The 26,758-nt window shown below is 39.2% G+C and carries 16 protein-coding genes; 5 read left to right on the top strand and 11 right to left on the bottom strand.

The features are described 5' to 3' along the window. Positions 1 to 55: 55 nt before the first annotated feature. The 7 genes from EZJ28_RS14815 to EZJ28_RS14785 are packed head-to-tail and all read right to left on the bottom strand — an operon-like array spanning position 56 to position 14,119. The gene (locus EZJ28_RS14815; RefSeq protein WP_131399282.1) at positions 56 to 2,431 is read right to left on the bottom strand and encodes an ABC transporter permease; all 2,376 of its coding nucleotides are present in this window, start codon (positions 2,429 to 2,431) and stop codon (positions 56 to 58) included. A gap of 2 nt (positions 2,432 to 2,433) precedes the next feature. Beyond that, positions 2,434 to 4,863 carry an ABC transporter permease gene (locus tag EZJ28_RS14810; protein WP_131399280.1) on the bottom strand — a complete coding sequence of 810 codons (2,430 nt, stop codon included), beginning with the start codon at positions 4,861 to 4,863 and terminating at the stop codon, positions 2,434 to 2,436. Positions 4,864 to 4,889: 26 nt separating this feature from the next. Continuing rightward, the gene (locus EZJ28_RS14805; protein ID WP_131399278.1) at positions 4,890 to 7,325 is read right to left on the bottom strand and encodes an ABC transporter permease; all 2,436 of its coding nucleotides are present in this window, start codon (positions 7,323 to 7,325) and stop codon (positions 4,890 to 4,892) included. Between the two features lie 18 nt (positions 7,326 to 7,343). Beyond that, positions 7,344 to 9,764, bottom strand: coding sequence for an ABC transporter permease (locus EZJ28_RS14800; protein ID WP_131399276.1), 2,421 nt, complete (start codon positions 9,762 to 9,764; stop codon positions 7,344 to 7,346). Between the two features lies 1 nt (position 9,765). After that, complete coding sequence (locus tag EZJ28_RS14795; protein WP_131399274.1) at positions 9,766 to 12,159, bottom strand: ABC transporter permease; 2,394 nt, start codon at positions 12,157 to 12,159, stop codon at positions 9,766 to 9,768. A 26-nt stretch (positions 12,160 to 12,185) separates the two neighbouring features. After that, positions 12,186 to 12,863, bottom strand: a complete 678-nt coding sequence (locus tag EZJ28_RS14790) for an ABC transporter ATP-binding protein (RefSeq protein ID WP_131399272.1) — start codon at positions 12,861 to 12,863, stop codon at positions 12,186 to 12,188. Between the two features lie 5 nt (positions 12,864 to 12,868). Beyond that, positions 12,869 to 14,119 carry an efflux RND transporter periplasmic adaptor subunit gene (locus EZJ28_RS14785; RefSeq protein WP_131399270.1) on the bottom strand — a complete coding sequence of 417 codons (1,251 nt, stop codon included), beginning with the start codon at positions 14,117 to 14,119 and terminating at the stop codon, positions 12,869 to 12,871. 277 nt (positions 14,120 to 14,396) lie between these two features. Here EZJ28_RS14785 and EZJ28_RS14780 point away from each other — a divergent pair, with 277 nt between their 5' ends. Beyond that, on the top strand, positions 14,397 to 16,778 hold the full coding sequence (locus EZJ28_RS14780; RefSeq protein WP_131399268.1) for a fibronectin type III domain-containing protein: 2,382 nt from the start codon (positions 14,397 to 14,399) through the stop codon (positions 16,776 to 16,778). 36 nt (positions 16,779 to 16,814) lie between these two features. Next, positions 16,815 to 17,888, top strand: coding sequence for a serine hydrolase (locus tag EZJ28_RS14775; protein WP_131399265.1), 1,074 nt, complete (start codon positions 16,815 to 16,817; stop codon positions 17,886 to 17,888). Positions 17,889 to 17,994: 106 nt separating this feature from the next. On the opposite strand, the gene EZJ28_RS14770 is transcribed toward EZJ28_RS14775, so the two are convergent. The 3 genes from EZJ28_RS14770 to EZJ28_RS14760 form a co-directional block, all read right to left on the bottom strand. Further along, the gene (locus tag EZJ28_RS14770; protein WP_131399263.1) at positions 17,995 to 19,506 is read right to left on the bottom strand and encodes a serine hydrolase; all 1,512 of its coding nucleotides are present in this window, start codon (positions 19,504 to 19,506) and stop codon (positions 17,995 to 17,997) included. Between the two features lie 68 nt (positions 19,507 to 19,574). Then, the gene (locus EZJ28_RS14765; protein WP_131399261.1) at positions 19,575 to 20,549 is read right to left on the bottom strand and encodes an AraC family transcriptional regulator; all 975 of its coding nucleotides are present in this window, start codon (positions 20,547 to 20,549) and stop codon (positions 19,575 to 19,577) included. Positions 20,550 to 20,761: 212 nt separating this feature from the next. Further along, entirely contained in the window at positions 20,762 to 21,691 is a 930-nt protein-coding gene (locus EZJ28_RS14760) for a hypothetical protein (protein ID WP_131399259.1), read from the bottom strand. A gap of 258 nt (positions 21,692 to 21,949) precedes the next feature. Here EZJ28_RS14760 and EZJ28_RS14755 point away from each other — a divergent pair, with 258 nt between their 5' ends. From EZJ28_RS14755 to EZJ28_RS16220, 3 genes are all read left to right on the top strand, one after another. Next, a complete protein-coding gene (locus tag EZJ28_RS14755; RefSeq protein WP_131399257.1) occupies positions 21,950 to 23,293 on the top strand; it encodes a sigma-54 dependent transcriptional regulator in 1,344 nt (447 codons plus the stop codon). Next, the gene (locus tag EZJ28_RS14750; protein WP_242670137.1) at positions 23,253 to 24,620 is read left to right on the top strand and encodes a PAS domain-containing sensor histidine kinase; all 1,368 of its coding nucleotides are present in this window, start codon (positions 23,253 to 23,255) and stop codon (positions 24,618 to 24,620) included. The genes EZJ28_RS14755 and EZJ28_RS14750 overlap by 41 nt, the downstream gene beginning before the upstream one ends. A 196-nt stretch (positions 24,621 to 24,816) precedes the next feature. Further along, entirely contained in the window at positions 24,817 to 25,248 is a 432-nt protein-coding gene (locus EZJ28_RS16220; RefSeq protein WP_131399255.1) for a DUF4943 family protein, read from the top strand. A 155-nt stretch (positions 25,249 to 25,403) separates the two neighbouring features. On the opposite strand, the gene EZJ28_RS14740 is transcribed toward EZJ28_RS16220, so the two are convergent. Beyond that, positions 25,404 to 26,756: a tol-pal system YbgF family protein gene (locus EZJ28_RS14740; RefSeq protein ID WP_131399253.1), complete on the bottom strand. Its 1,353-nt coding sequence runs from the start codon at positions 26,754 to 26,756 to the stop codon at positions 25,404 to 25,406. Positions 26,757 to 26,758 lie beyond the last annotated feature (2 nt).

The following is a 26,758-nucleotide window of genomic DNA, read 5'->3' as shown; positions in this document are numbered from 1 at the left end:
ACAGAAACCTGCCTATATAGTAGCAGGTTTCAAATTCAACTAATTCAAGACAAATTTATTCCGTTCTAATCGCCTTTATGGGATTAGACATTGCCGACTTCAGCGTTTGATAGCTTAAGGTGAAAAGCATAATCATAAGAATTAGTCCCGCTGCTATGAGTAAAATCCAGGGCTCGAAACTGGTTTTGTAAGCAAATTTGTGAAGCCATTCTTTTGCAAGGAAATAAGAGACCGGCGCTGCAAGTACGAAGGCAGCAAGTAACAATATCATGAATTGCCCTGTTAGCAGCTGCCAGATAGAAAATACTGAAGCTCCAAGGACTTTTCGAACACCGATTTCCTTTCTGCGCTGCTCTGCCATATAGATGGAAAGACCCAGCACTCCGAGACAACTAATTAAAATTGCAAATCCACTGAAAGTTCCTATAAGCTTTGCCGTACGCATTTCAGCCACAAAATTCTTCTTATAATCCTCATCCATAAAACTATAAGAGAAAACTCCCTCAGGATCAAAAGATGTAAAGGTCTTTTGAGCGTGGGTGATCGCGGTTTCCAGTTGCCCGGCACTACTTATCTCTATATTGACGAAATTCAGGAAACCACCATAATGCAGTACGAAGATTGCAGGATCTACCGGATCAAAAGGCGATCTGGTCACCATATCTTTAACCACACCTATGATCTTAAAATTCCCATTATTGCCCCATTGAACATATTCACCAACCGGGTTATCAAGACCCATATATTCCACCGCGGTTTCATTAATAAGTATAGCTGTGGAATCACTCCTGAATTCCCGGGAAAAATCACGTCCCTCAACGATATTCCAGTTCACCATTTTCCCAAAATCATAAGTAGCCCTTAAAGTATAGAAGCTATCATTCATATTAGGGTCTTTTCCTTTCCAGTTGAATCCTCCATTGGTTATCTGGGTGTTCGAAATCTTCACATCAGAAGCTGCCACATTACTAATTGCCGGTGAGGCAAGAAGCTGTTGTCTTAAGCCCTGAAAATTCTTTATAACCTTTGAACTATTAATGGGTATGGAAACCAGTAGTTCCTGATCGTAATTAACAGGCCTGTCTTTCACAAAATTAATCTGATTAGTCACCACAAGGGTTCCTATAATGAGCAGGATGGAAATGGAAAATTGAAAAACCACCAGGCCTTTTCTCATGGCTCCTGACCCATCCCGGGTTTTCAGCTTTCCTTTTAATGTTTCTATAGGATTAAAACCTGAAAGATAGGCCGCAGGATAGGCACTTGCCAGAATCCCGGTTATGAATACGAGTAAAATACCAGATATCCAGAACCACAATTCTAACCAGGGAAACTGTAAGGATTTCCCGGTAATTTCATTTAGGAAAGGGAGCGTGAGAAATGAGATCCCAATGGCGATTACGAAAGATAAAAGAACCAGTAATATAGATTCGGTAAAAAACTGCTGTATAAGTTGTTTCCTCCCGCTTCCCAGAGTTTTTCTGATCCCAATCTCCTTTGCACGCTTCATTGCGTGGGCAGTGCTCAAATTGATGAAATTGATACAGGCCAGGAGAAGTATGAATAATCCGATAATCGCAAAAATTCTTACATATTCAATCGCTCCGCCAACATTTTCACCGTTTTCAAACTCAGAATATAAATGCCATTTATCTGCTGGAAAAAGGAACATTTCAGCCTCGTCATGATCTTCATAACGCTCGCGCTTAATATTTTTTATCTGGTCTGAAATCCGGGCCATTGAAGTTCCTTCGGCAGTTTTCACAAAAGTCTGAAACCAGCTGTTCCCCCAGCCTAAACGTTCCTCATATTGCTGATTCTCGGCCAGCAATCTCCAGGGAGCGATGAATTTCCAGCTCTGAAAATCGGAATTATCAGGCAAATCCTTATATACGCCCCCCACCAGAACTTCTAGCGAACTCATAAGCTTTATTTGCTTTCCTACAGGATTTTCATCTCCAAAGATCGATTTGGCAAGAGATTCTGAAAGCAGTATTGAGGAGGGATCGTTGAGTGCATCCTTACTCCCCGAAAGCAGGTCAGGTTTTAGAATCTGTATAATAGATGCTTCCGCAAAACTACCATGCCCTATCACTTTTGTTTCTCCAAACTTTACTGGAATATCGGTACCAAAGGTGCTGGTTGCGACCGCTTCAAAGAAACTTCCATATTCATCCCTAAGAACGGGCGCCAATTGAAGTGGCTGATTCTCTTTTGTTTGCTTCTGCCCTGCAAAGGTCTGCGTTTGCATAACACGTGCGATCCTTTCATGGTCTGGAAACATTTTGTTGAACGATACCTCATCGTAAATCCATATTCCTATGGAAATTACAGCCGCCAGACCTATTGATAGCCCGGTGATATTCAGAAAAAAGAAACCTGTGTTCTTTTTAAATTTTCGTAGTCCTAATTTTATATGATTGGTAAACATAACTATTCTGTTCTAAGGTTTTTTACGGGGTTGGTAGATGCGGTTCGTATGGTTTTTAAACCTACCGTGAAGATCATTATGATGAAAGAAATTCCTCCTGCCAGCACAAACGTCCACCATTGTATACTTATCCTATCAGGATAACTACTCAGCCACTCCTCCATCTGGTACCAGGTAATTGGAACTGCCAGTGCAAGACCTATCAGCAGCAAAATCACAAAGTCCCTGAGGAGTAAATTTACAATGGATGGAACGTTGGCTCCCAAAACCTTTCGAATACCTATCTCCTTCCTTTTTTGTTCAGCGATGAAAGAGATGAGACCAAATAATCCAAGTGTGCATAATATAACGGCCAGGACCGTAAAAATCGTGGAAATTCTTGCCAGCCTTTTTTCTTCAGAAAGCAAACGTTCAAGTTCCTCATCCACGAAACGGTACTCCATTGGTTTATGCCTCAATATATCGTTCCAGGAAGTATTTATTTTATCGAGTGTTTGAGAGATGTCATTTCCTGCGATCCTTACAACCATCCAGTCTGTTCGGCTATCCATATAATTGAGTATAGGTCTGGTAACCGATTTCAATTCAGTAAACTGAAAATCTTCAGTGACCCCCACGATTTCCAGGGCCTGGTCGGTTTCACCACCGGTTTTGTACATCAGTTGCTGACCAATCGCCTTTTCAGGCTTTAAATTGAAAGCCTTTAGTGCCGACTCATTAACGATGATTCCCAAAGTATCTGTTTCTGAAAGTGTTCGCCCGTACATCATTTTAGTACCTACCGTTTCAAAATAACCCGGGCTTATACCGTTGTATACCATGGTCTGGATCTTATTGGGATCTTCGCCCGGAAGGTAAATAGCAAGATCGGCATCCCGTACCTGTGATGGATACATGTCACTTAAAGCCGCTGAAGTCACCCCGGGGATATTTCCCAGACTATTGCTTAGTTGCTGAATGGCATCCTTGGCCTCATCGGTACCAAGTTTTATCGCAATAATATTTTCTTTACTGTATCCAAGATCCTTATCAAGAGTATGATGAATCTGATTCAGAATAATGATAACGGCTGCTATCAAACCTATGGAAACCATGAATTGGAATACAACAAGTGCCTCGCGAAGAAATCCTCCTGATGAGGATGAGAAACTCCCACTTTTCAGGATCCGTACAGGCTTAATACCTGCAAGTAAAAATGCTGGATACATGCCTGCTACCAATCCCGTAAGGACTGCAATAACTACAAGTCCGGCCAAAATCTCCCAATTCCATAATATATCGATTGTCAAAGAGGTCTGAAACAGCCCGCCCAGCAATGGCATTCCCAGTGCGATTAAAGGAATACTGATAAAGGCTGCTACAAAGGCCAGAATAACGGACTCACATAAAAACTGTTTTATCAAAGTGTTCTTACTGGCCCCGATGGTTTTTCGAATCCCGATCTCTTTAGCCCTCTTATGTGCCCTTGCTGTACTTAGATTGATAAAGTTCACACTTGCTACAAGCTGAATGAAAAGTGCAAGGATAGCGAGCATCTTCAGGTAATTAATGTCTGAAGTTTTTCCGATTTGAGATTCTATGCCGGCGGAATGCAGATTGATATCCTGAATATTCTGCAAATACAGCTTCTTGCTTTTTCCCCATTTTTCGAGATCTTTTTTAGCATACTTTTCCAGGAAGCCTGGCAACTTGGTCCTAACAAGATCAACATCAGCATTTTTCGCAAGTTTAACGTAGGTATGAACGAAGTTCTGGGTTGCAAAGTCGGTAGTATTTCTTACGAATTCTCCCATTCCGGGGGTATTCATGGATAAGATATAATTGGGCCGTAGATGCGATTTTCCAAAATTTTCATCAAAAACACCGGTGACCTTCAGCAGTAATTCATCCTCTCCACTTCCCTGAACAAGGTATTGATTTAATGGATTATCACCTTTAAAGTATTTCTCTGCCATTCCAGAAGAGATTACGATCGAATTTGGTTCGTTTAAAGCCCTTTTAGAGTCTCCCTTAATAAATTTGAAAGTGAAAATCCTGAAAATCGTACTATCTGCCAGATAGCCTTCAGCTTCAAAGTATGCTTCTTTCTGTCCTTTTGGTCTTAGCAATTCGCTGTTCTCAGAACCCAGATAAACGATTCGAGTCGCCTCCTCCACTTCGGGAAATTCGTCTTTCATGGCAAAGGCATACGGAGGTCCCGCTGTTGCAAAATTTGATTCACGGGAACCGTTGGTAGATCCTATAAAGGTTCGTAATCGGTAAACTTCGTCGGCATGTTCGTGATGAGTATCAAAATTGAGCTGGGAGAAAATATACACCATGATCGCAAGGCAGGATAAAGTCCCCAGTGTAAGCCCGAGAATGTTGATGAACGCCTGGGTTCTGTTCTTGAGAATGTTTCTCCAGGCAGTTTTAAAATAGGTCTTCCACATAATTTGATTTTTTGATTGATAGAAATTTATTCGCTTCTAAGGCTTTTGATAGGATTCAGAACTGATGATCTTATTGTCTGGAAAGCGACGGTAAGGAATGTTATTCCAAGTACCGCCATTCCGGATAGAACAAAAACCCAGATATTAATGTTAATACGGTATGCAAACTCCTGTAACCAGCTGTTCATAAAATAATATGCAAGAGGAATCGCAACAAGAAGTGCGATAAATACAAGCTTCATAAAGTCTGAAGACAGCAGTTTCACCATAGAGGCCGTGCTGGCGCCGAGAACCTTTCGAACTCCAATTTCCTTACGCCTCTTCTCGATCATAAAAGCGGAAAGTGCGAATAATCCAAGAGAGGCTATGAAAATGGCCAGAATAGCGAAAATTGAGAAAACAGTTTTTACGCGTTCCACGTTTCGATACATTTGAGCAAAACTTTCATCCATGAATTCGTAGCGTAATTCCTGGTTTGGTGCAAATTCTTTCCAGAGATCCTCTATTTTCGTCATCGTTCGCTCTACAGAACCAGAATTGAGTTTAACCGATACAATAGAAGGTGTTAATCCATAATAGAAACTAAGTGGCTCCACCTTGTTTTTCATGCTTTGATATTTAAAATCTTCTACCACTCCAATGACTTCGTATAGATCGTTAAATCTTGAGATTTGCTTGCCTACAGGATTTTCCAGACCAAGTTGTTTGGCCATCTCCTGGTTAATTATGGTCGTATTATTACCGGAATCTGATTTTCCTCTGAAATTTCTTCCTTCAAGCAGAGTGATACCAAGGGTTTGCAAATAATCCTCATCAATATACCAGGCCTGCCCCCCAATAGCCGGATCAATATTCCATTTACCGGCTTTACTGAAAGAATTTCCGTTTCTACGTGTACCTTCAATTGGCAGGAATGAACTGATGCTCGCTGAAGTGATCCCGTCCACCCCTTTCAGTTCTTCTTTAAACGAGCTGATCTGGTCTGAAATGGTAGTGGTACCATAAATCTGCAGTACCTGATCTTTTTCAAAACCAACTTTTGAGTTCAAAATGAAATCCATCTGCTGGTTGATGACGAGCGTTCCCACTATCAGAACTATGGAAATCACAAACTGAAAAACTACCAGGGCACTCCTGAGGTTGAAAATAGTTCGTGATTGTTCCGACTTGCTACGGAAGGCATCGATAGGCTTGAAACCTGATAAAAACAGTGCGGGATAGATCCCTGAAAGTACACCTACCAGTACCGCCATTCCAACAAATACAAGATAAAATAAAGGCTCATTCAAAGGAATGGATAATTCCAGTCCCGTTGCCGTTCTGAAAAATGGAAGTAACACTACAGAAAGAAAGAAGCCTATGAAAAACGCAAATATTGAAACCAGAACCGACTCAGAAAGAAATTGAAAAATAAGATGGCGCCGATTGGAACCTACAACTTTCCTTAAACCCACTTCCTTCGCCCTTTTTGCCGATTTCGCGGTGGAGAGGTTAATAAAATTGATACTCGCGATCAATAAGATAAAAATGGCAATGATAGCAAAGGTGATCACTACCTGAATATCATTTCGTTTGCCAACTTCATAACTAACATCGCTGGAATATAGATGTATCTCTTCAATAGGCTGAACCCTGAGTGACATATTTTCCTCCAGATTAACAGCCATATCAAAACCAGCTTTTAAATAGGCAGGTTTTAAATACTTCCGGATCATGGTTTGGCTTAGCCTCTTTTCAAATTCTTCCGTATTCGTACCCTCACTTAATTCTAAATAGGTATAATAATTACTCAGGAACCACCGGGTTTGTTCACCTTCGCTAAACTCCATATCCTTTAGTGTGAGTAAAAAATTATAGTCCATGTGAGAATTCTCAGGAAAATCCTTCATCACTCCGGCAACCGTGTAGGGTCTATCATTATTTCCATTCAGAATTATGGTTTGACCCATGGCACTTTCATCCTTAAAATATTTTTTGGCCATGCTTTCCGTCAAAACCAGGGTATTAGGCTGATAAAGGGCAGTTTTGGCATCCCCTTCTATAAAAGGAATACTGAAAATATCCAGGATCTCCTGGTCTGCATATGCGAATTTTTCTTCATGAAATTGCCGTGGAACGGAGTTGATTTGTATCTCATTTTCCCCTGCACCAGGAAATGACTGAACATCATTGATCCTCCCGGCCTTAAGTACTTCGCTGAATTCACTTTGCATGGTGGAAGCCATATTTGCGGAAAAATGCACGCCAACATCATCAAAGTCACTCATAGAGTAAGGTGACTGTAACCGGTAAATATTCTCTGAATTTGGCACAAAACTATCGTAGGAGGATTCATGTACCACGTACAGGGAAATAAGCAGGCAGGCACAAACCCCAATTCCTAAACCGATTAGATTTACGATGCTGAAGCCTTTGTTCTTAAGGATATTTCTCCAGGCAATTTTTATATGATTTTTAAACATTCCAGTATTTGATTGATCTTATTCGGTTTTTAAACTTTTGACGGGATTTTGAACAGCTGCATGAATAGTTTTAAAACTAATTGTAAAAACTGCAATTATCAGGGCAATTAAACCGGCCGCCAGGAACATCCAGAGAGAAAGACTTACCCTATATGGATAATTCTGAAGCCACTCGCTGCTAAAATACCATGCTACAGGTGTCGCGATAACAAAGGCTACTAGTACCAGTTTTACAAAATCCCTGGTTAAAAGCATAGTGACCGTTCCAATCCCTGCACCCACAACTTTCCGGATTCCAATTTCTTTTTTACGCTGGGCGGCCACAATAAGCGACATCGCAAAAAGTCCCATACAACTTAGTGTTATAGCTACTATAGATCCGCTGGTGATCATGGTGATCATGTTTTTCTCCCTTTTCAGGATCCTGTCAATATTCTCATTTAAGTAGGATCCCTGAAATTCAGCTTCAGGTTCAATTTTTTTCCAGGCTTTTTCAATTGTTTTTAAAATAGCTGCTGAATTGGCATTCCTTACCTTCACATAAATATATCTCATATTCCAGTGCGGTTTAAGGAAAAGGCTAATCGGTTCGATAGCCTGGTCCAGATCCTGAAAATTATAATCCTTTACAACTCCTATAACTGTGAACTTTTCAGCCCCCGTGTCATCCATCTGTAGAGGAGTTCCAATAATTTTCTCCTGATTGAGCTGTTGGGCCATATTCTCATTGATGATCACTGCAAGACTATCAGCAGGTCGCGACCTGTCAAACGAGCGGCCGGCAACCAGTTCCAGACCAATTGTTTCAGGATAATCGTATTCTACCATTAAAAGATTGGTTTCTACCGTTCTTCCTTCGAACTGAAAGCTCATTGCACTGGAAGATCTTCCACCGTCAAGACCAAGGCCAAGCACCCCATTTGCTGCTGTAATGCTTTCTATTCCCGGAGTTTTACCCAATTCATTCCGCAATTGCTGAATTACGCGGGCATCTTCTTTTTTCCCGTTCATCGGAATAGAGATCACCTCCTGCTTGTTGAAGCCTAAATCTTTATTCTGAAGATACTCCAGCTGACTATACAGCACCACAGTACCACTGATAAGGAGAATTGCAATGGCAAATTGAAAAACGATCAAAGTATCCCTAAGCTGGTTGTTTCCATCCCTTGAAAGTCTGCCTTTTAAAGCACTGATGGTTTCAATTCTACTTGCTGAAAATGCAGGGTAACCTCCGGCTATCAGACTTACAAGCAGGACGATTAACAGAAGAAATAAAACACCCTGTGGGGTGATGATCATGTCCAGCGATGCACTGGTTCTAAACAGGCTTTGGAATTCCTTTAGCAACAAACGGGCAATTCCCAATCCTAAAAGCGCACTAAAAAGAAAGACCAGCAGGCTTTCTCCCCAGAACTGGAAGAATAGCTGACCTTTCCCTGCACCTAAGGTCTTACGCATACCTATTTCCCTGATTCTCTGGAAATTCCTGGCGATGCTCATGTTGATGAAATTAACACTGGCTATAAAAATGATCAAAATGGCAATTCCGAGTAATAGATTAGGAAAGAGTCGATCTGCCATTAGCATCCCGTCTTTTTCTTTTGCCAGATGGATATCCTTTAATGGAAGCAATCTCTCCTGGATAAACTGACCATTTTCATCAGGGCTTACACCTTCCTTCTTCATCTGTTCAATGAATCCCTGGTTATGTGAGTTTGAAAAAGCTCTGGATGCTTTTTCAAAATTTGCCACACTTACGCCAGGCTCCAGTTTTATATATACCTCATGATTGGCATGACCCCAGTCATCTTTCAAATCTCTGTAGGCCGATGATGACTGCTGAGTAAAATCTGCCGCAATATCAAAACCCAGACTCGAATTTTGGGGAATGTTCTTAAGCACTGAGGTAACCAGAAATGGTTTTTCTTCACCATCAAGTTGCATGGAAATTGTTTTTCCAACCGCCTCTTCCTTTCCGAAGATGGTTTGCGCAGTCTCCTGAGTCAGGGCAATTTCATTGGGTTTTCCTAGGGCTTCAGAATCACCTCTGGATACGGGAAAATCAAATATTTTAAAGAAATGCGGATCGGTAAAAGCAACACTAAACCTGAATTGTTTCCCTTCAGAAATGATCACTTCACTCCCGGCATTGTACCTGGCAATCTGCTCTATCCCCGGAACTTCCTGCTTCAATGCTTCAGCAAAAGGTATTGGCTGTGAGACAAGAATCTGTCTTCCGGAAGGTACCTCGTAGGTTGAATAGGATTGATAGATGCGATCTGACTGATGGAAATTATCATAACTAAGCTCATAAATAGAATACATACCCAGCAACACTGCAGAAGCAAAAGCCACACTCAGTCCCACAATATTAATTCCGGCAAAGGTTTTTTCCTTAATAAGCGATCTCCAGGCAATTTTAAAATAATTACGAATCATATTATTCTGATTTTATGCTGTTAATTGGATTTGAATTAGCCGCTTTCACAGTTCTTATACTTACCGTTCCTAAAGCTATTATCATGGAAGCAAGACCCACCAATGCGAATATCCACATAGAAATTTCAGTTCGATAGGTGAATTTTGATAGCCAGTTTTGCATAAAGAAGAAAGACAGGATAGATCCCAATGTAAAGCTGATCATGAGAAGCTGTAAGAATTCCTTGGACAGACTAAACCAGATTTTAGATACAGACGCACCTAAAACTTTTCGAATCCCAATTTCCTTCTTTCTTTTTTCGGTAACAAAGGATGCCAGTCCGAACAAGCCCAGGCAACTTATAATTATCGCTAAAAACGTGAACGCGGTTCCCAACTGTGCAATTTGTTCTTCAGACTTGAATTTTTTTGCAAAATCTTCATCCACGAATTCGTATTGAAAAGTTAGATTGGGAAATACCTCTTTAAAAATACTTTCAAGCACCTGTAGATTGTCGCTTACATTCCTGGAAGGATTTAACCGGATGATATAAAAATTCTTCCGGTCATATTTATCAAATGCATAAATGGCCTGTTTAACCGGTTCGTACGGCGAATCGGCAATAACATTTTCCACCACCCCGATAATCTTCAAAGGAGGTGCCGAAGGATTATCAGCATCACGAATCAATTTTCCCACAGGATCCTGTAACCCCATATAATCCACTGCCGCCTTATTAATGATAACTGCATTGGAATCGGCAGGAAATTCTCTTGAAAAATCTCTACCTTCCAGAAAATCAACCTTCAATGTTGACATTAAGTTGTATCCGCCCTCACTCCAGGTAAATTCACTCCCCATATCTGCAGGTTTACCATCCCAGGTAAATCCAGAAACGTTGGACCAGATTTTAGTTACGGGATTTTTACTGGCAGCTATTTCTGTCACCGCCCCGGTTTGAAGAAGGCGGGTTTTGAAACTTTCAAATTTACCCTGGTAATCTTCGCTCATGGTCTCCATTTGAACCAGACCGTTACGATCATAACCAACAGGCCTGTTTTTGGTGTGATGAATTTGTTTGATAATGATAACAGTACCCGTAATTATGGCTATGGAAAGGGTAAATTGCAAAGTGACCAGAAACTTTCTGGCCAGGCTTGCTCCGTTTCCATCTCCCCCCGAGCTCTTGAGAACTCTAAGCGGCTTGAAGGAAGAGAGGTAAAATGCAGGATAACTTCCTGCCAGCAGGGAAATTATAATGATAAAACCTGCCGAAATAACCCAGAATATAACGCTGTTCCATGGATAGCTGAGCACGATTCCCGCAAAACTGTCAAAAGAATTTCTAACTAATAAGATAACCACCAACGCAACTAGAGCTGCCAGGCAAACAGTGAGTAAGGCTTCGGTTAGAAATTGAAAAATAAGAGATTTCCTTTTCGAACCCAGTGTTTTTCGCACCCCTATTTCACTGGCTCTTTTACGGGATTTCGCCGTACTTAAGTTCATAAAATTGACACATGCCAGTAGAAGAATAAATATTCCTATCAATCCGAACATTTTCAGCTGATCTATACGTCCGCCTTCCTGGATCCCGTTCTTAAATTCAGATCTTAGGTACCAATCCTGCATTGGAAAAAGAAACAATTCAGGATCTTCCGCATTATTAACGATTGCATTCTTTTTTACATCCTTAATTTTATTGGAAACTTCAGATATATTTACACCGGGAGCCATTTTCGCATACATCTGAAAAGAATTATTATACCAGTTGTCTCTGGAATCTCCGGCCCATTCTTTGGAGGAAAGAAAAAATTCCCATGGAAGCACGTATTTTACATTACTAAGCGAATTTCGGGAAGGCACATCTTCATAGATAGCCGAAACTCTTAATTTATTACCTCCGTCCAGCTCGATGATTCTTCCAATAGGATCACTATCCGCGAACAATGATTCAGCCGCACTCGCCGCCAGCATTACCTCATTTTTAGTGCTGAAGCCGCTTCGGTCACCTTTGATAATATTTAGCTCAAAGGTGCTAATGGCTGAAGATTGCATATAGTTCCCGGGAATGGTTACCAGTTTATCCTCAAACCTGATATCAAGATTATTGGTCCATGAAGACATGGTAATTTCCTCAAAATACTGGCCGTAATCTTCTCTTAACACAAACTCCAGGGGCATGGGAATGGTTGGTGCTGTACCAATTTCATTATTATATTCCTGATGCTGGTAAACCTGTACTATTCGATCTTTATCCTGAAAATAACTGTTGTAATTAACTTCATTATAGATATAAACCGCAATTAAAAATGTAGAAGCTAACCCAAGGGCAAGTCCGAATACGTTGATGCCAGTGAATAATAGATCCTTTTTGAGATTACGCCACGATATTTTAAGGTAATGTATTATCATAATTTTTGATTGATGAATGACTCCTGTTATACCAGCACGTTCTCGGTCACTTTCTGACCGTCCAGCATCCTGATGATTCGATGACTGAATTTTGCATCGTGTTCGCTGTGGGTTACCATTATAATGGTAGTTCCCGCCTCGTTAAGTTCCGTTAGCAGGTCCATAACCTCATTACCGTTGCTGCTATCGAGGTTTCCGGTAGGCTCATCGGCAAGAATCACTTTTGGGTTATTAACCACCGCTCTGGCCACCGCAACACGCTGCTGCTGACCACCAGATAATTGCTGCGGAAAATGTTTCCTGCGGTGCATGATCTGCATCTTTTCAAGTACTTCATCAACACGTGCTTTTCTATCGGCAGGCTTTACTCCTGTATAAATAAGGGGTAATTCCACATTTTCGAAAACGGTAAGCTCATCTATAAGGTTGAAGCTCTGGAAAACAAACCCGATATTATGTTTTCTCAAATTGGCTCTTTTTCGCTCATTAAAATTCGCGACCTCAATGCCATTAAACAGATAACTACCGCCGTCTGGATCATCGAGCATTCCAAGGATATTCAGTAAAGTGGATTTTCCACATCCCGAAGGCCCCATTATGGCGGCAAATTCGCCTTCTTTTACTTCAAAGCTCAGCTTGTTGAGCGCGATAGTTTTAACCTCTTCTGTTTTATAATATTTTTCAAGGTTGGTGATCTTTATCATTGTCTTTAGTTTAAAATGAGTTCTTCAATATCTTCGTAATTGCTGTAGCTGGAGGTAATTACCCTGTCTCCGGGCGAAAGACCTTCAAGTACTTCGTAATATTCTGTATTCTGACTCCCGATCTGAATCGGGGTTTTATAAGCCATGTCTCCATTTTCGGTAACCTTGAATATCCAGTTCCCTCCGGTTTGCTGAAAAAATGCTCCTTTAGAGACCAGAAGGGCTTCCTTTTCCTGGCTCAAAGCCAGCTTAATCTGTAAACTCTGGCCTCTTCTTATATTATCAGGAACCTCCTCTTTGAAATGCATGTCTACCTGAAAACGACCATTGCTCACCTGGGTATATACTTTCTTTATTTCCAGTTCATACTGCTCTCCATTAAAACTGAAGGTCCCTATTTGTCCATTAAAGACGCGCGTAATATAATGCTCGTCAATTTCGGCTCTCACTTTATATCCGCTAATTACATCAATTTGGCCAAGGCGCTCACCTTTTTGCTTCGACTGGCCAATTTCTGCATCCAGTGCCGTTAATTGACCATCTACGGGTGCCCTTACCACAAGATCTTCAACTTTTCTTTTCATAAGCTCCAGTGCTTTACGGGTTCTTTCATACGATTCCCGAACCTGTCTTGTTTCCTGTTTTGTAGAAAGTGAATCCTGGTCAAGCACCTGTCGGGTCAATTTTAGTCTTTCCTTCTGATAGGAATGATTATTTTCGGATTCCAGAAGATCCTGTTTCCCAATAGCACCTTTCTCATACAGTTTTTGATTTAATTCATATATCCGCTTGGCCTCCTTCAGACTGTTCTTTACCTCGGTTAACTGGTTCAACTTAGTGATCGTATTTTCCCTGGAAGCGTTCTGGGTACGTTGCATTTGAGTTAAAAGGTTATAAACAGCGGTTTCCTGATTTACCAGGCTTAATTCCAGATCGGTATTTGATAAACGAATAATCGGTTCTCCCTTTTTCATCATCGCACCGTCTTCTACGAATCGCTCTTCTACCCTTCCTCCTTCAATGGCATCGAGATATATCGTATTAATGGGAAGCACCACCCCGTTCACCGGAATGTTTTCCTGAAAATTACCCTCCCTAATCTCACTGATGGTTAGTCTCTCTTTTTCAATTTTTAGTTTGGCGCCCCCCGAAGCAGAGAATGCGAGGTACGAAAGGGCTGCAAGCAGAAGGATTCCTCCTGCTATCATGATAACTTTTTTTGTAGTAAATGTTTTCTTTTCTATTGGTACGTCCATATCTGAATTATTTCCGAAAAACCATAAAGTCAATATGATGCCAAAAATACAACTAACTGTTTTTAAGCGTTTTACGATTTGATGTAATTATTAAAGATGTTCGTTAATGAACACATTCTGTTCAATTTGATACACCTGCCTGGTTTAGCCTTCATTAAGGGCCTAAAGCAATTCATTGCTGGATTACTACTAGTTAGATCCTGATTAAAGCTGATAAGAGCAAATTCGAATTTCTATTTTAGGAATAGATGTAACTTTAGCGTTTTAACCCGCTTCTATGTTCTTAACTCATACAATCAGAGAATTAATTAAAAAATTTTTCATCAGCCTGATATTCATCATCACTCCTCTGTTATTTATTGGATGTAGTGAAAATACTGATGACTCTCCAGACGCACCAACAGATCCTAATAATACGATTCAAATAGATAAACGCACGGGTTTTGTGCAAAAGGGTCCTTTTCACAAAAATAGTTCTATCTCCTTATCTCCTCTTGATCCCCAGGAAACAGATCAGGTTTATAAGACCCAGACACTGGATAATTACGGATTATATGAATTCGAAGATATCATTCTAAGTTCCAAACTGGTAGAGATCAAGGCCCAGGGTTCTTATTACAATGAAGTAACTGGCTCTGATTCTGAAAACAAGATTTCATTAATCGCTATATCAGATATTAGTTCCAGTACAACTATTAATCTCAACGTGTTAACTCATCTGGAAAGCAAAAGAGTCCTTTACCTGCTTCAGGAGGGAAAAACTTTTGGAGAGGCAAAACAAACTGCACAGAAAGAGGTGCTGGCACTCTTTGACCTGCAGGAAGAATTGAATAAAACCAGCCAGTCTCAAAGCGATTATCGAAATTCCGAAGAATGGGATATCTCTCAGGACGAATTATTATTTATCATTTCTGTTATACTTCAGGGTGATTTAAGTGCATCTGAGCTGCATGACCTATTGGAAAGAATTGCTGAAGATATTGAAGAAGACGGAATTGTTAATGATCAGGAGATTCTTAGTCTGTTAAGAACAGCTGCCATGAATCTTGATCTAAGCGCAGTTTGGGAAAATTTAAAAGAAATATATCCCGATATTCATCAATATATAGACCTGGAAAATATTCAACGCCTCCTGGATGTTTTTCTGGAATACACAGCTAAAGCTCCAGAAATAATTTCTGCGGAAACAATAATGTCGGAGACCTCCTTTGCAAAAATCAAAATCGTTTTTAATCCTAACAGCTCTGAAACTATCATCGATTTAAAATATGGCGAATCAGAAGAATTAGGTGCAAGTATGAGTCCGGAAAATAATCCTTTTCAAGGATCAGATAATATAGACCTGGAGCTTACCTTGAATGAACTAAGTGCCGGGACAACATATTTTTATCAGCTAACTGCTGAAAATGAGCATGGGATTGTAAGCTCTGAAATAAAGAGCTTTGTCACAGGAGGTGCCTTGGCTGAAGAAACCAGAGATCTGTCATTAAGCCCTGAAATCAATTCGGTTTCTTTTGAAGGATATGTTAATCCAAATTCCCTGGATACAAGGGTATTTATCGAATTCAGTAAAACGGCTGATAATTTTTCTTCAGAAAATTCAATCCTGATAACACAAGACCCTGTTAACTCTGAGACAGAAACCAAAGTTTCAGGAAGTATTGATAATCTCGATACAAATACTTCTTATTATTTCAGGCTAAGAATGGAAAATGCAGCGGGTATCTCTTATGGGAAAGTGCAAACTACGAATACTCTGGAAGACAAATCTCCAATGATTACGTATTTCGGTTTTTCGAATATTACAGCTTCTTCCGTTGATATCTCCTATACCATTAATAACCATAACATCTCCTCGAAAATTGACATGACTTACAGTCTTTCGGAGAATTTCGCAAACCCTGTGATTCATGAAAGTCAATCAATTTCGGGATATTCAGAAGAGAAGACATTTACCACATCTGTTAATGGTCTTGCTCCGGGTACGATTTACTATTTTAAACTGGAAATTAATAACGATCATGGTAATGACCTTGCAGAAGGAAAAGTCACAACTAATTCTGGATCTATAATGTTTATGGGTATGACCTCAAGCGAATCTTACCATGGGGAAGAAGTAATTATTAATGTCACTACCTTTTACGATAATTCTGATAATCTGGAAGTTTCCAGACAGGGATTTTTATTTGGAAGTGCTCCCGGATTAACTCTGCAGAGTAATGATGAAGTCCTGTATTCCTCTTCAATTACCGATACATACACGGGCACATTCATGGGTTTCAAAAACTCTACTCATTACGTAAGGGCATTTGTGGAAACCGCTTCTGGCAACTTCTTTTCTGATGAAATTGAAATTATTACTATTGACGTGCCTACGGTGGTGACATCAGGATTCCATGATATATTTTCTACGTCTGCAGTCATTCACGGAGATATAACAGATGATGGCGGAGGGGAAATAATCTCTTCAGGCTATTGCTGGAGTAAGGCACCAAACCCGACCATTCGGGATAATATGTTAGAGGAGGAAGTATCTTCAACCACAAAATCTATTATTGATGGCCTTGATCCCAACACAACCTATTATATTAGGGCTTACGCAAAAAACAGGGCGGGCATATCTTATGGTAACGTATTAGAGTTTACTACAACAGAATAAAGATGCTTTTAAGCGGTAAGGTTAATTGTAAATAAGATGAAAATAAAAAACACGGTATTCCCGCTTTTTATGTTATTTCTGGCCACTGATATTTGTGCACAGGGCAAGTACTCTTCCATTGACTCCATTGTTACACATAATGCTGATCATAACCAATTTGAAGGTACCGTTCTAGTAACGGACTCATCTGGAATTATCTACAACCGGTCCTTCGGTTTTAAGGATTTGGGCAAGACAGATCCTATTGATAACAATACACATTTTAGTATTGCTTCGATCACAAAAATGTTTACCTCAATTATTATCCTGCAGCTGATTGAAGAAAAGAAATTAAGGATTACAGACAATCTTGAAAAATTACTGCCAACTTATAAGATCCCAAATTCGGAACATATATCGGTTCATCATCTTCTACTTCATATTTCAGGTTTACCCAATGAAAACGATTCTATTTTTCATCAAAAAGTATCACCTGAACAATTTATAAATACAACACTACTTGAAAATCCAAATGAGCTCAACACTTTCAACTATACTAATATCGATTATATTTTATTAGGAAAAATAATTGAAGGTATTGACGGGAGAACCTGGCAGGAATCTGTACAACTAAGAATTCTTGATAAGCTTGCCATGAACGATACTGGATTTTTGGAATATTCCAGGTATCCAGAAAATTACGCCCAGACATTTTCTATAGACCAGAATAATGATAGAAGAAAAGATCCTGAATGGTTTTACGAAAATTATTATGCGGCAGGTTCAATGTATTCTACGGCATCAGATTTATCTAAATTGCACGAAGGCTTATACAGTGAGGCACTCTTAAATTCAGAGACCGCTGGTTTATTTCAAAAACCTTATCCCGAATTCAACTACGCGGGATATGGTGTCTGGATATACAACTATCCTTTCATAAACTCACAACCCAGAATAATGGAGAGACGCGGAGCAATTTTAGGTTCCAACTCGGTATTTGTAAGGTTTCTGGATAAAAATAAATGCATTATAATACTTAGTAATAACAACAAATTTAATCCCGATTCTTTTGGCGCCATCAATAACTTAAAAGAAGCTTTAATTAATGAAGTTGGAAAAACCAGCGGCTAAAACCGCCTACTTTCAATAGGCGGCGCCACCAGATAGAAAAAATCATTCTGAGCAGAAACCAAGGACAGGCAACTAAATCAGGATATCCCTTAGCATGAGCCCACGGCTAGTTCTGTGATTTTGTTAGCTCCAGATAATATGGAAAAGCATAATGGAGTTCGCCACCAAGTGGGAAAGCGGTTAAAAAACCTTTTAACTTATTACCTTCCTTTATAAATTTAATATTTAAAAGATTTCTCGATTCAGGCAATTCTCCTTTGGGTAAATTACCCACAACTGAGCCGATTATCCTGTTATTGTTAACCATCATGAACAAAAATCCAGTTTTTATAAATAAGGGCTGTGGCATAGTATGGGATACGACAGTATGATCCAGATAGTTAAAATAAATATCATCTTCTTCAATTAGTAAATCTACAGGAATATCTGTCTCCCCAATCTGAAGACTCCCACTCCACTTTCCAATTAATTCTGAGTTAGCTGCAATGTCTTTATAGTTGGCAATAGGATTAAAAATTCCCTCATTCAGCTTAACACCAAACTCAGATAAAGCTGTTTTGGTAAGTTGTTGCATAATGGCAGAATTGAAAGTGTTTGAGGTAATCGAAATTACAATTTCCCGATCCGGAACAATAAATAACATGGCGCTGGCTCCGGCTGTACCACCTTCATGCCAGTAGATCGGACTCCCACTATTATCACTGCTGGCATACCAGCCAAGACCATAAAAAGTATCCTTATAATAGTGATAAAAAACATCCGGATTTTTATATGTATGCATTTGCATAAGCTGCTCTTCTGAAAGAGCAGGGAATTCATTTGTAAGACCTAAGTGAAAATTCCCGAATTTTAAAAGATCTTCGGTAGTTGAATAAATATTCCCAGCTCCTTCAGTGTTGTTGTATAATTCACCATCTATGAATTTGTCATTTATAGATTTCACTGCAGTATTTGAATAGTCTTCCTGTGGATCAATAACGAAGGAATTCTTCATTTCCAGAGCTTGAAAGATCTCCTTCTTCATAAATTGAGCGTATGATAATCCCGACACCTCTTCAATGATTTCAGAAAGCAAAGCGTATCCCAGATTTGAATATTCATAAACAGTTCCCGGTTCTTCAAACTGAGTTCCAAAATGTTTCCATGAATCCTCAAAGCTTATTTGCTTTTCATGTTCAGGTGTTACATAAAAGTATGTTCCCAGGCCGGCGGTATGAGACAGCAACTCCCTAATTGTAGGTGTGTGATAGGTACTATCAACTTTTTTAATATTGTAATCGGGTAAATAGGTAGTAAAAGGATCATCAATATCAATTTTATTTTGTGAGGCTAAAAGCATAATCCCGGTAGCCGTAAAAGGTTTGGTGACCGAAGCGATCTGGTAAGGAGTAAAAGGTGTGGCTGTTCCTGAATCGCCTTGACGTGCAGTTCCTACTGCAGCAGAATAAACAGTCTTTCCGCCACGGGAAATTGAAACGGAAACTGATTTAAGCGCTCCGTTCGCAACCAGTTGATCCATTTCCTCTCTAACTACAGAAAGATCTGGCTCCTTTTGCTGTGCAAAAAGATTTGTGATTGATAATAGAAAAACCAGCCCATAAAGTTTTAAAGTTCTCATCTTGAATAAATTTTAGAGCAAGATTAGAACATAAGACAAAGCCAGTCGACCGGAATTATAATTTGGGACTAACTTTTAGAATTCTGGACCCTTTTAAACCAGGCGCTTGGAGTTTCTCCCGTAATTTTTCTAAATACATGATTAAATGAAGATTTGGAAGAAAACCCACTTTCCAGGGCAAGTGCAAGAATGGTAAAATTTCGATCTTCATCGGCCAGCATTCTTTTCTTAAACTCTTCAAGCCTGAAAAGATTGACATAATCGTTAAAATTCATTTTGTTTACTGCATTGATGGCTTTGGAAACCTGGTAAGCCGGATAACCCGCCTCCTCAGACAATTGTTTTAGCGTTAAACTGGGTTGCAGGTACAGTTTATTTTGAAGCATCACTTCATCGCATTTTTCAGTAATTACTTCTAATTCTGAAAAAGTTTGAGAGGAATTAACCTTATCCATGTTCATTTCTGCTGAAGAAAAACCGATGATCTTAATAGGTTTACGAATGTAGCCCTGAAATCCAAGCCAACATGAAATAATGGCTATAACAATGAAAATGATATAAAAATAATCGCTTAAATAATAATTATTGAACAAGAACATATCAGTAAACCGAAGCCCAAACCATATTAACCAGATAAGACTCAAAGTAAGAACTGGTCCAAAAAGCCAGAAAAGACCATCGCGATCAAGATTTGAGGACTGTTGGATCACCCATTTTCTAAACCTTAAAAGAATGGAAATGGAAATGCCTGAATACACAAAAATGCTTATTACACCAAGGAGTTTTACAATAAGATAAAAGGTTATGGAATGATGTGCTTCTCCCTTTAGCATCCATTCATGTGATTCCTGGAAATATTGGGAACGGTAATAAACAAATTCAAGCAATACGGGTAGAAAATGTATTAAGTCAACACGGCGGAAGCTATAATTTGGATCGGTTACGCTTCTGGTATAAAAATATGTAGCAGGTCCTATTCCAAAAAGCATTTCAAGATGTAACCCGGCCGGGGCCTGTAGATAATCTCTCAACAAATACTGCAATGGAACATTTAACGCAATAAACACATAAAAAAACAGGAGCAGTGCCAGAAAGAAAGGAGTTTTATTAGTTTTTCCGGACTTCAGAAATAACAGGAATCCAAATAGTATGGATTGCAGGCAGAAAATAATAATTATAGTATTCGAAATGGTAAACTGCAAAATGTGACTTTAATGTGTGAGTAAAAATAGACAATACTCTATCAAATCATATACTATTGTTTTCTCAGACTTTTAATCCATTGAATACATTCTACTTCATCAACGATGGACCATGAATGAGGGTGGCGCATACCATTGCTACGATATCCTGTTTTTCCCTGGACAAACTCAGCCCTATCATTTCCCAGAAGATTTAATCTTACAATCATTTCTGAAGAATTAAGGTAATTGGAATCATATACACTGCGCTTTCGGTTATTAATCTGCCATGGTATATCCACATCATGATAGACCCGTACGGCGATATCTTTCAAAAATCTCTCGTTCCCCTCAGCGTTTTTATCAAACGGGTTGAGAGAATCATAATATTTCATATTTGCAGATGGCTTACCGGCCTGCTCCACCATTAAACCGGATATATACTTAGCCTCACTGGCACCTGCTTCTGAAGCATTCTTAGACAGTTCTCTTTCAAAATACTCCCATAAATCTACAAGGTCTACCGGTGAATCAACACTGAATAGCGCCTTGAATTTTACCGGACAATTCGCTGCTTTCTCGTTACAGTATTCAACATATCGCAAAGCAATACTCCCACCTGCAGAAAACCCGCCCATAGACCATTTTTTATCCTTAAGTTCAGGATACTTTTTCAATATCCGGGAAAATGCTGTATTCAAATTATCACGAACACTCTCACTTGCGAAAACAGTATCACCTCCTGCGATAGCTATAACTAAAAAATTATTGGCGATAGCCCGGTAAGGCAACATAGATTCGGTTAAAATACTTTCGGGAACCTGGCCAAAGCCTGGCAGCAATATCAACACTTCTTCAATTTCGTTTCCTTCCGGGGTGATTTCGAGAAAGTATCCAGTCTTAGGGTCTTCGCTGAAAATGATTTTTTTATAATTCTGGGAAAAGACAGAAGAGGAAGTGAAGAGAAAAATTAAAGCATTAAATACAAACCTGTAAAGCCGCATGTTATCAGTTTATTGATTATTCAAAGAAAACTATAAATTAAGGTATACTGTATTACATCTCACAAAAAGATTTGCAAATTGCAATATTATGCACCGGACCGATCCGGAATCGCTACTAAACAAGAAAAAAAATAAACAACTGGCCACCACTGTTCGATTTTGAACAATCTGTGTACGAAAGTGATACAGTTTTGAGAAGGTTCCATTTTCAGCTTTAAAAAATTTCAGATAAACATCATATATAGTAGATTTGTTTTTATGCGATTAAAAGATGCCAATGTACTCTTAATAGATGATGATCCCGATGTACTCATGGCCCTTCGGCTTTTGCTGAAGCCGAATGTGGCAGCCATTACGACCGAAAAATCCCCGGGCAATATTCCCGGACTTCTGGCAAGGGAATCTTACGATATTGTGATCCTGGATATGAATTTTAACGGGCTCGTTAATACAGGTAATGAAGGAATATACTGGCTCAACCGTATCAAGGAAATCAATTCGGATACTATCGTGGTTCTTATCACCGCTTATGGTGAAATTGATATAGCAATCCGTTCGCTTAAGGAGGGAGCTTCAGATTTTATTGTGAAACCCTGGCAGAACGAAAAGGTACTGGATTCATTAAAGGAACTGGTGAAAACCCAAAAAACATCTTCCCGTCCAGCCAGAATGAATGTTCAGAATGATCGTATCATAGGAGAAAGTGAAGAGATCCAGAATATCTTCTCAAAGATCAAAAAAATCGCTCCTACAGATGCCAACATCCTGATACTGGGTGAAAATGGTACAGGGAAAGACCTCATCGCCAAGGCCATTCATGAAAATTCCAGTAGAAAGGACAAACCTTTTATTAAGGTAGATGTGGGATCTCTCACCTCTACTCTTTTTGAAAGTGAATTATTCGGTTATAAAAAAGGAGCGTTTACAGACGCTAGGGAAGACAGAAAAGGACGTTTCGAACTTGCTAACGGGGGCACCCTGTTCCTGGATGAAATAGGAAACATAAGTCTTACCCAGCAAGCCAAATTATTAACAGTTCTTCAGAACAGGCAGATAAGCCCCTTAGGATCTGGGGAAAGTATTCCTATAGATATAAGACTTATAACGGCTACAAACCTTAAGATTTCTGAACTTTCGGATGAATTCAAATTCAGAAAAGATCTTATTTATCGCATTAATACCGTAGATCTTGTAATACCTCCATTACGGTACCGTGGGAACGACATTACGCTTCTAGCAAAGCATTTTCTGGGAATCTATGGCGATAAATACAACAAAGATGAATTAAAGCTGGATAAAAGTTTTCTCCAAACCCTGAAAAGCCATCCTTTCCCCGGAAATGTTCGAGAACTTCAGTTCGTAATGGAAAGAGCTGTAATAATGGCCGAAAATAAATTGCTGACTGAAAAGGATATTTCCTTCTCGGCAATAGAATCTGCTCCACAGCTTCTGGAGAATGAGGAAGTGAAACTCGAGACCGTCGAAAAGAATACGATTCTAAAAGTTATTGATCGCAACAAGGGAAATATCTCCAAATCTGCCAAAGAACTCGGTATCACCCGTGCGGCATTATATAGACGACTGGATAAGTATGATCTTTAAAACCTATCAGTTTGCAATTATCTGGAGAATAGCTCTTACCTGTATAGCGGGTAGTTTCAGCCTGTATTCCTTTTTAACTGAAAGTTATATTCTGGCAGTAATCAGTCTGGGGCTGGCGCTTCTTTTCCTGTTTCTTCTATTCCAGTTTTTAAAAAGCAGGTTCCAGCAGGTTGATGATTTTTTTGAAGCAGTAAAGTATCGCGACTTTTCCAGAATGTATGTCACAGACGGAAAGCCCCCGGAGATCCGCAAACTATACAATGGTTTCAACCTTGTGAATCAAACAATAAGAGAAATGGATTCTGAAAGGGAAGCGCAATTCCTTTATTTACATAAGATCCTCGAGATGGTGGATATCGGGATTATTGCTTACAACATCCAGGACGGAAACGTAATATGGATGAACGATGCGTTTAGAAGCATCGTAGACTGCCCCTCATTCAAGAATATAAAATTCCTTGAATCCCGAAATGCCGAACTTCATTTGCAGCTCTTCGATAATTATTATCAAAAACCGACAGCTATAGATCTGCCGGTTAAAAAAGAGATGATTAAGGTACTGATATCCAGCAGTATCTTTAAGCTGGAAAACGAGAGCTATAAACTAATGGTAATTCATAATATTGAAAATACGCTGAACAAAACAGAATCTGACGCATGGAAAAAACTTCTTAGCGTTATGACCCACGAAATAATGAATTCCATCGCTCCAATTAATTCCCTGGCAGGAACCCTTAAGGAGCATGTGAAGGCCTCCAGAGAAGCTATGACCAATAGCGGCATGGAAGTGGAAGATCTCGAAAATGGTTTGTCGAGTATAGAAAAGAGAAGTCAGGGGCTTATGAAATTTGCCAAGACCTACCGCAGCCTGAACAAGGTAACCCAGTTAAATATTGAAAAGATAGGAATCACAGAACTATTTAAAGATATTGAGCTTCTTATGAAGCCTTCATTGAAAGATGAAGAATTGGAATTCATTGTAACAGAAAAAGACCTGGACCTGGAGGCCGACCCGTACCTGATAGAGCAGGTTTTAATTAATTTAATCTTAAATGCCCTACAGGCAAGTAAGTCAAATGCTCATCCCAGGGTGATCGTTAAGGCTTCAAAGAATACTGAAGGAATGCTTAGCATTCAGATCGCCGACAATGGTCCCGGAATCCCTGAGGAAATTGTAGATCAAATATTCGTGCCTTTCTTCACAACGAAGAAAAACGGAAGTGGGATAGGCCTGAGCCTCTGTAAACAGATCATGACCCTTCATGGCGGAAAGATCAAATTACAGCCTAATGGTGCAAAGGGAACTGTAGCCAGTTTAAGTTTTTAATTTATTTCATTACCACCAGATAACCCTCCGTTTGTAGCATAGATATGTGTACTGAAATCATTGCATACGATATTTATTGATTTCAGTATTATCTTTAATCGAAAGGGTTCAGCATGAAAACAACATCTATTCCTTATGTCCTGTAGGGTTTAGCTTTGACTATCATCCTTAGTATTTTAGCTGTAATAGTGAAGAAATAAATACAGCTAATATTACCGCCGACAAGTTTTTAAAAGACATTACAAGCGATAATCCTGACTACTGCAAGAATCTCGCGCTTTTTGAAATAGCCGACATTGAAATACTTATCCAATCTGCCAACAACTTTTCAGAAATTTCCTGTTATCCTTATAATCCTATTTTTTCCAAAGTAACTCAGCCCAACCTACTTGGCGAATGTATTTTATGGACCATTGAGGGCATCAAGCAGAATACCAGATTCCCTTCGCTGGAACCTCATCTTATAAATCAGGAAACAAATGGAAGGCTTAGCATGCTTGAACTGGAGGAGGTATATACTTTATATGCCAGGTGGTGGAAAAGTTATAAGGACAATCCAGTCCCCGGTTTACTAAATGTAGATGTGCTGGAGCCCAATAATTTCAGATGGAATCATGTCCGTTTTTAGCATTAAACACAAAACATTTAAGATCCTCAAATCAATCTTTTGTAGATATACCACCAAAACTAAATTTGTTATAGCTGAGGTTTATAATAATAACTTTAACATTAAAAAGGTTGTGCCCTACAGCACAACCTTTTATTAAACCAATTCAAAAATAATTACCAGATTTTTGTTTGAAACCCAAAACCTGCCTTAGCATAGAATTCTCCATCAATATATGCACCACCTGCCTTGAGGATAGCTATATTACCTAATTTAACTTGTAGACCCAGTTCCGGATATACCTGGATATTTTCTACTCCTTCTACTTCATAATACATCATTTCGCCATCAGTTTCAATAAAATAATCTGTATAGACCACCCCGGCTCCTCCATAAGCCCACAATGGATAAATCACTTTAAAAGTAAAACCGAAATTAGCACCAATTTTAGCTTCTTCAAATTCTTCAGATACTTCACTTACCAACTCTTTTTCTACCGCCGAAAGTATGGAGATATCACCAACATTCTGATTTGCGTTCAAATTAAAATAAGTTCCAACTCCTCTCAGACTCATCCTACCGAATTCCAATCCAAACATTTCATTACTTGAGTAACTACCTAAAATATACTTCGAAGAGGTTTGACTGGCGATCCGATCTTCTTTCTTCATTTCCTGATCGATATCCTTAAGCCTTTCATTGGCAAGATCTACCTGCTCTCCGTTTGGATAATCGGTTTTATACTGACGGTAGGTATTTTTGGCCAGGCCAAACTCTTCATTTTCAAATTGACGGTTTGCTTTGTCAATTATCGCCTTTTTTCTGGCTTCTTCAATCTCATCAATATATTTCCCTGTAGAATATTTAATTCTATAAGTATTATAAATCTGAATATCATTCAGTTTCATGGCCTTCGTGTATAATTCCTCTTCACGAGCCTCAGCAAGAAGGTCATTAACCTCATCCCTATATCTTCCTTGCGGATAATCCTCATGATATTCTTCAAAAACCTTTACATTATTTACTGATTTGGCATTTTGAAAATCCTTTTCCTCTTTATTCTCAAGTATAATTTTAATTTCTTTCGCTCTTGGAGTATTTGGATAGCCACTTAAATATGATCTTAGGGCAGTTAGACTTTTAGTGTTGACTGCTCTTTTATAAGCATTCTCTTCTGCTTCCCTGTCAGCTTCCAGCAATTCTTTATGTTCCACTGCAACCATACCAACTTGTTGTGTTCGGTCATCACTGGAACTTGCAGTTCTCATAAATTCTTCTGAAAGTTCAGGAATTTTTTTATCTCTTTTATCAATCTCAAATCTTGACATCAGTTCCAGATACAAAATATCAGGATTGGTCATTCCCAGTTCTTTTTCAGCTTTATCCAGGAATTCCAGAGTCTCGGTATACTGATTGCTAGCATAAGCCTCTTTTGCTTTAATATAATAGGCCCTGGCCAGATTCTGACTAAAAACCTGGGTTGAAAAAAGACATAGAACTAATGGGATAAAAAGTAATTTTAACTTCATGA

This window comes from Gramella sp. KN1008 (assembly GCF_004332155.1).
Classification (GTDB): domain Bacteria; phylum Bacteroidota; class Bacteroidia; order Flavobacteriales; family Flavobacteriaceae; genus Christiangramia.
The sequence above is the reverse complement of the archived record's forward strand: the minus strand, read 5'-3'. Positions and strand labels throughout refer to the sequence as shown.

Bases quoted from the DNA above. Each gene is read 5' to 3' on its own strand.
- EZJ28_RS14740 (WP_131399253.1), bottom strand. From the start codon at position 26,756: ATGAAGTTAAAATTACTTTTTATCCCATTAGTTCTATGTCTTTTTTCA.
- EZJ28_RS14770 (WP_131399263.1), bottom strand. From the start codon at position 19,506: ATGAGAACTTTAAAACTTTATGGGCTGGTTTTTCTATTATCAATCACA.
- EZJ28_RS14785 (WP_131399270.1), bottom strand. From the start codon at position 14,119: ATGGACGTACCAATAGAAAAGAAAACATTTACTACAAAAAAAGTTATC.
- EZJ28_RS14805 (WP_131399278.1), bottom strand. From the start codon at position 7,325: ATGTTTAAAAATCATATAAAAATTGCCTGGAGAAATATCCTTAAGAAC.
- EZJ28_RS14760 (WP_131399259.1), bottom strand. From the start codon at position 21,691: ATGCGGCTTTACAGGTTTGTATTTAATGCTTTAATTTTTCTCTTCACT.
- EZJ28_RS14780 (WP_131399268.1), top strand. From the start codon at position 14,397: ATGTTCTTAACTCATACAATCAGAGAATTAATTAAAAAATTTTTCATC.
- EZJ28_RS14790 (WP_131399272.1), bottom strand. From the start codon at position 12,863: ATGATAAAGATCACCAACCTTGAAAAATATTATAAAACAGAAGAGGTT.
- EZJ28_RS14815 (WP_131399282.1), bottom strand. From the start codon at position 2,431: ATGTTTACCAATCATATAAAATTAGGACTACGAAAATTTAAAAAGAAC.
- EZJ28_RS14810 (WP_131399280.1), bottom strand. From the start codon at position 4,863: ATGTGGAAGACCTATTTTAAAACTGCCTGGAGAAACATTCTCAAGAAC.
- EZJ28_RS14795 (WP_131399274.1), bottom strand. From the start codon at position 12,159: ATGATAATACATTACCTTAAAATATCGTGGCGTAATCTCAAAAAGGAT.
- EZJ28_RS14775 (WP_131399265.1), top strand. From the start codon at position 16,815: ATGAAAATAAAAAACACGGTATTCCCGCTTTTTATGTTATTTCTGGCC.
- EZJ28_RS14800 (WP_131399276.1), bottom strand. From the start codon at position 9,764: ATGATTCGTAATTATTTTAAAATTGCCTGGAGATCGCTTATTAAGGAA.
- EZJ28_RS14755 (WP_131399257.1), top strand. From the start codon at position 21,950: ATGCGATTAAAAGATGCCAATGTACTCTTAATAGATGATGATCCCGAT.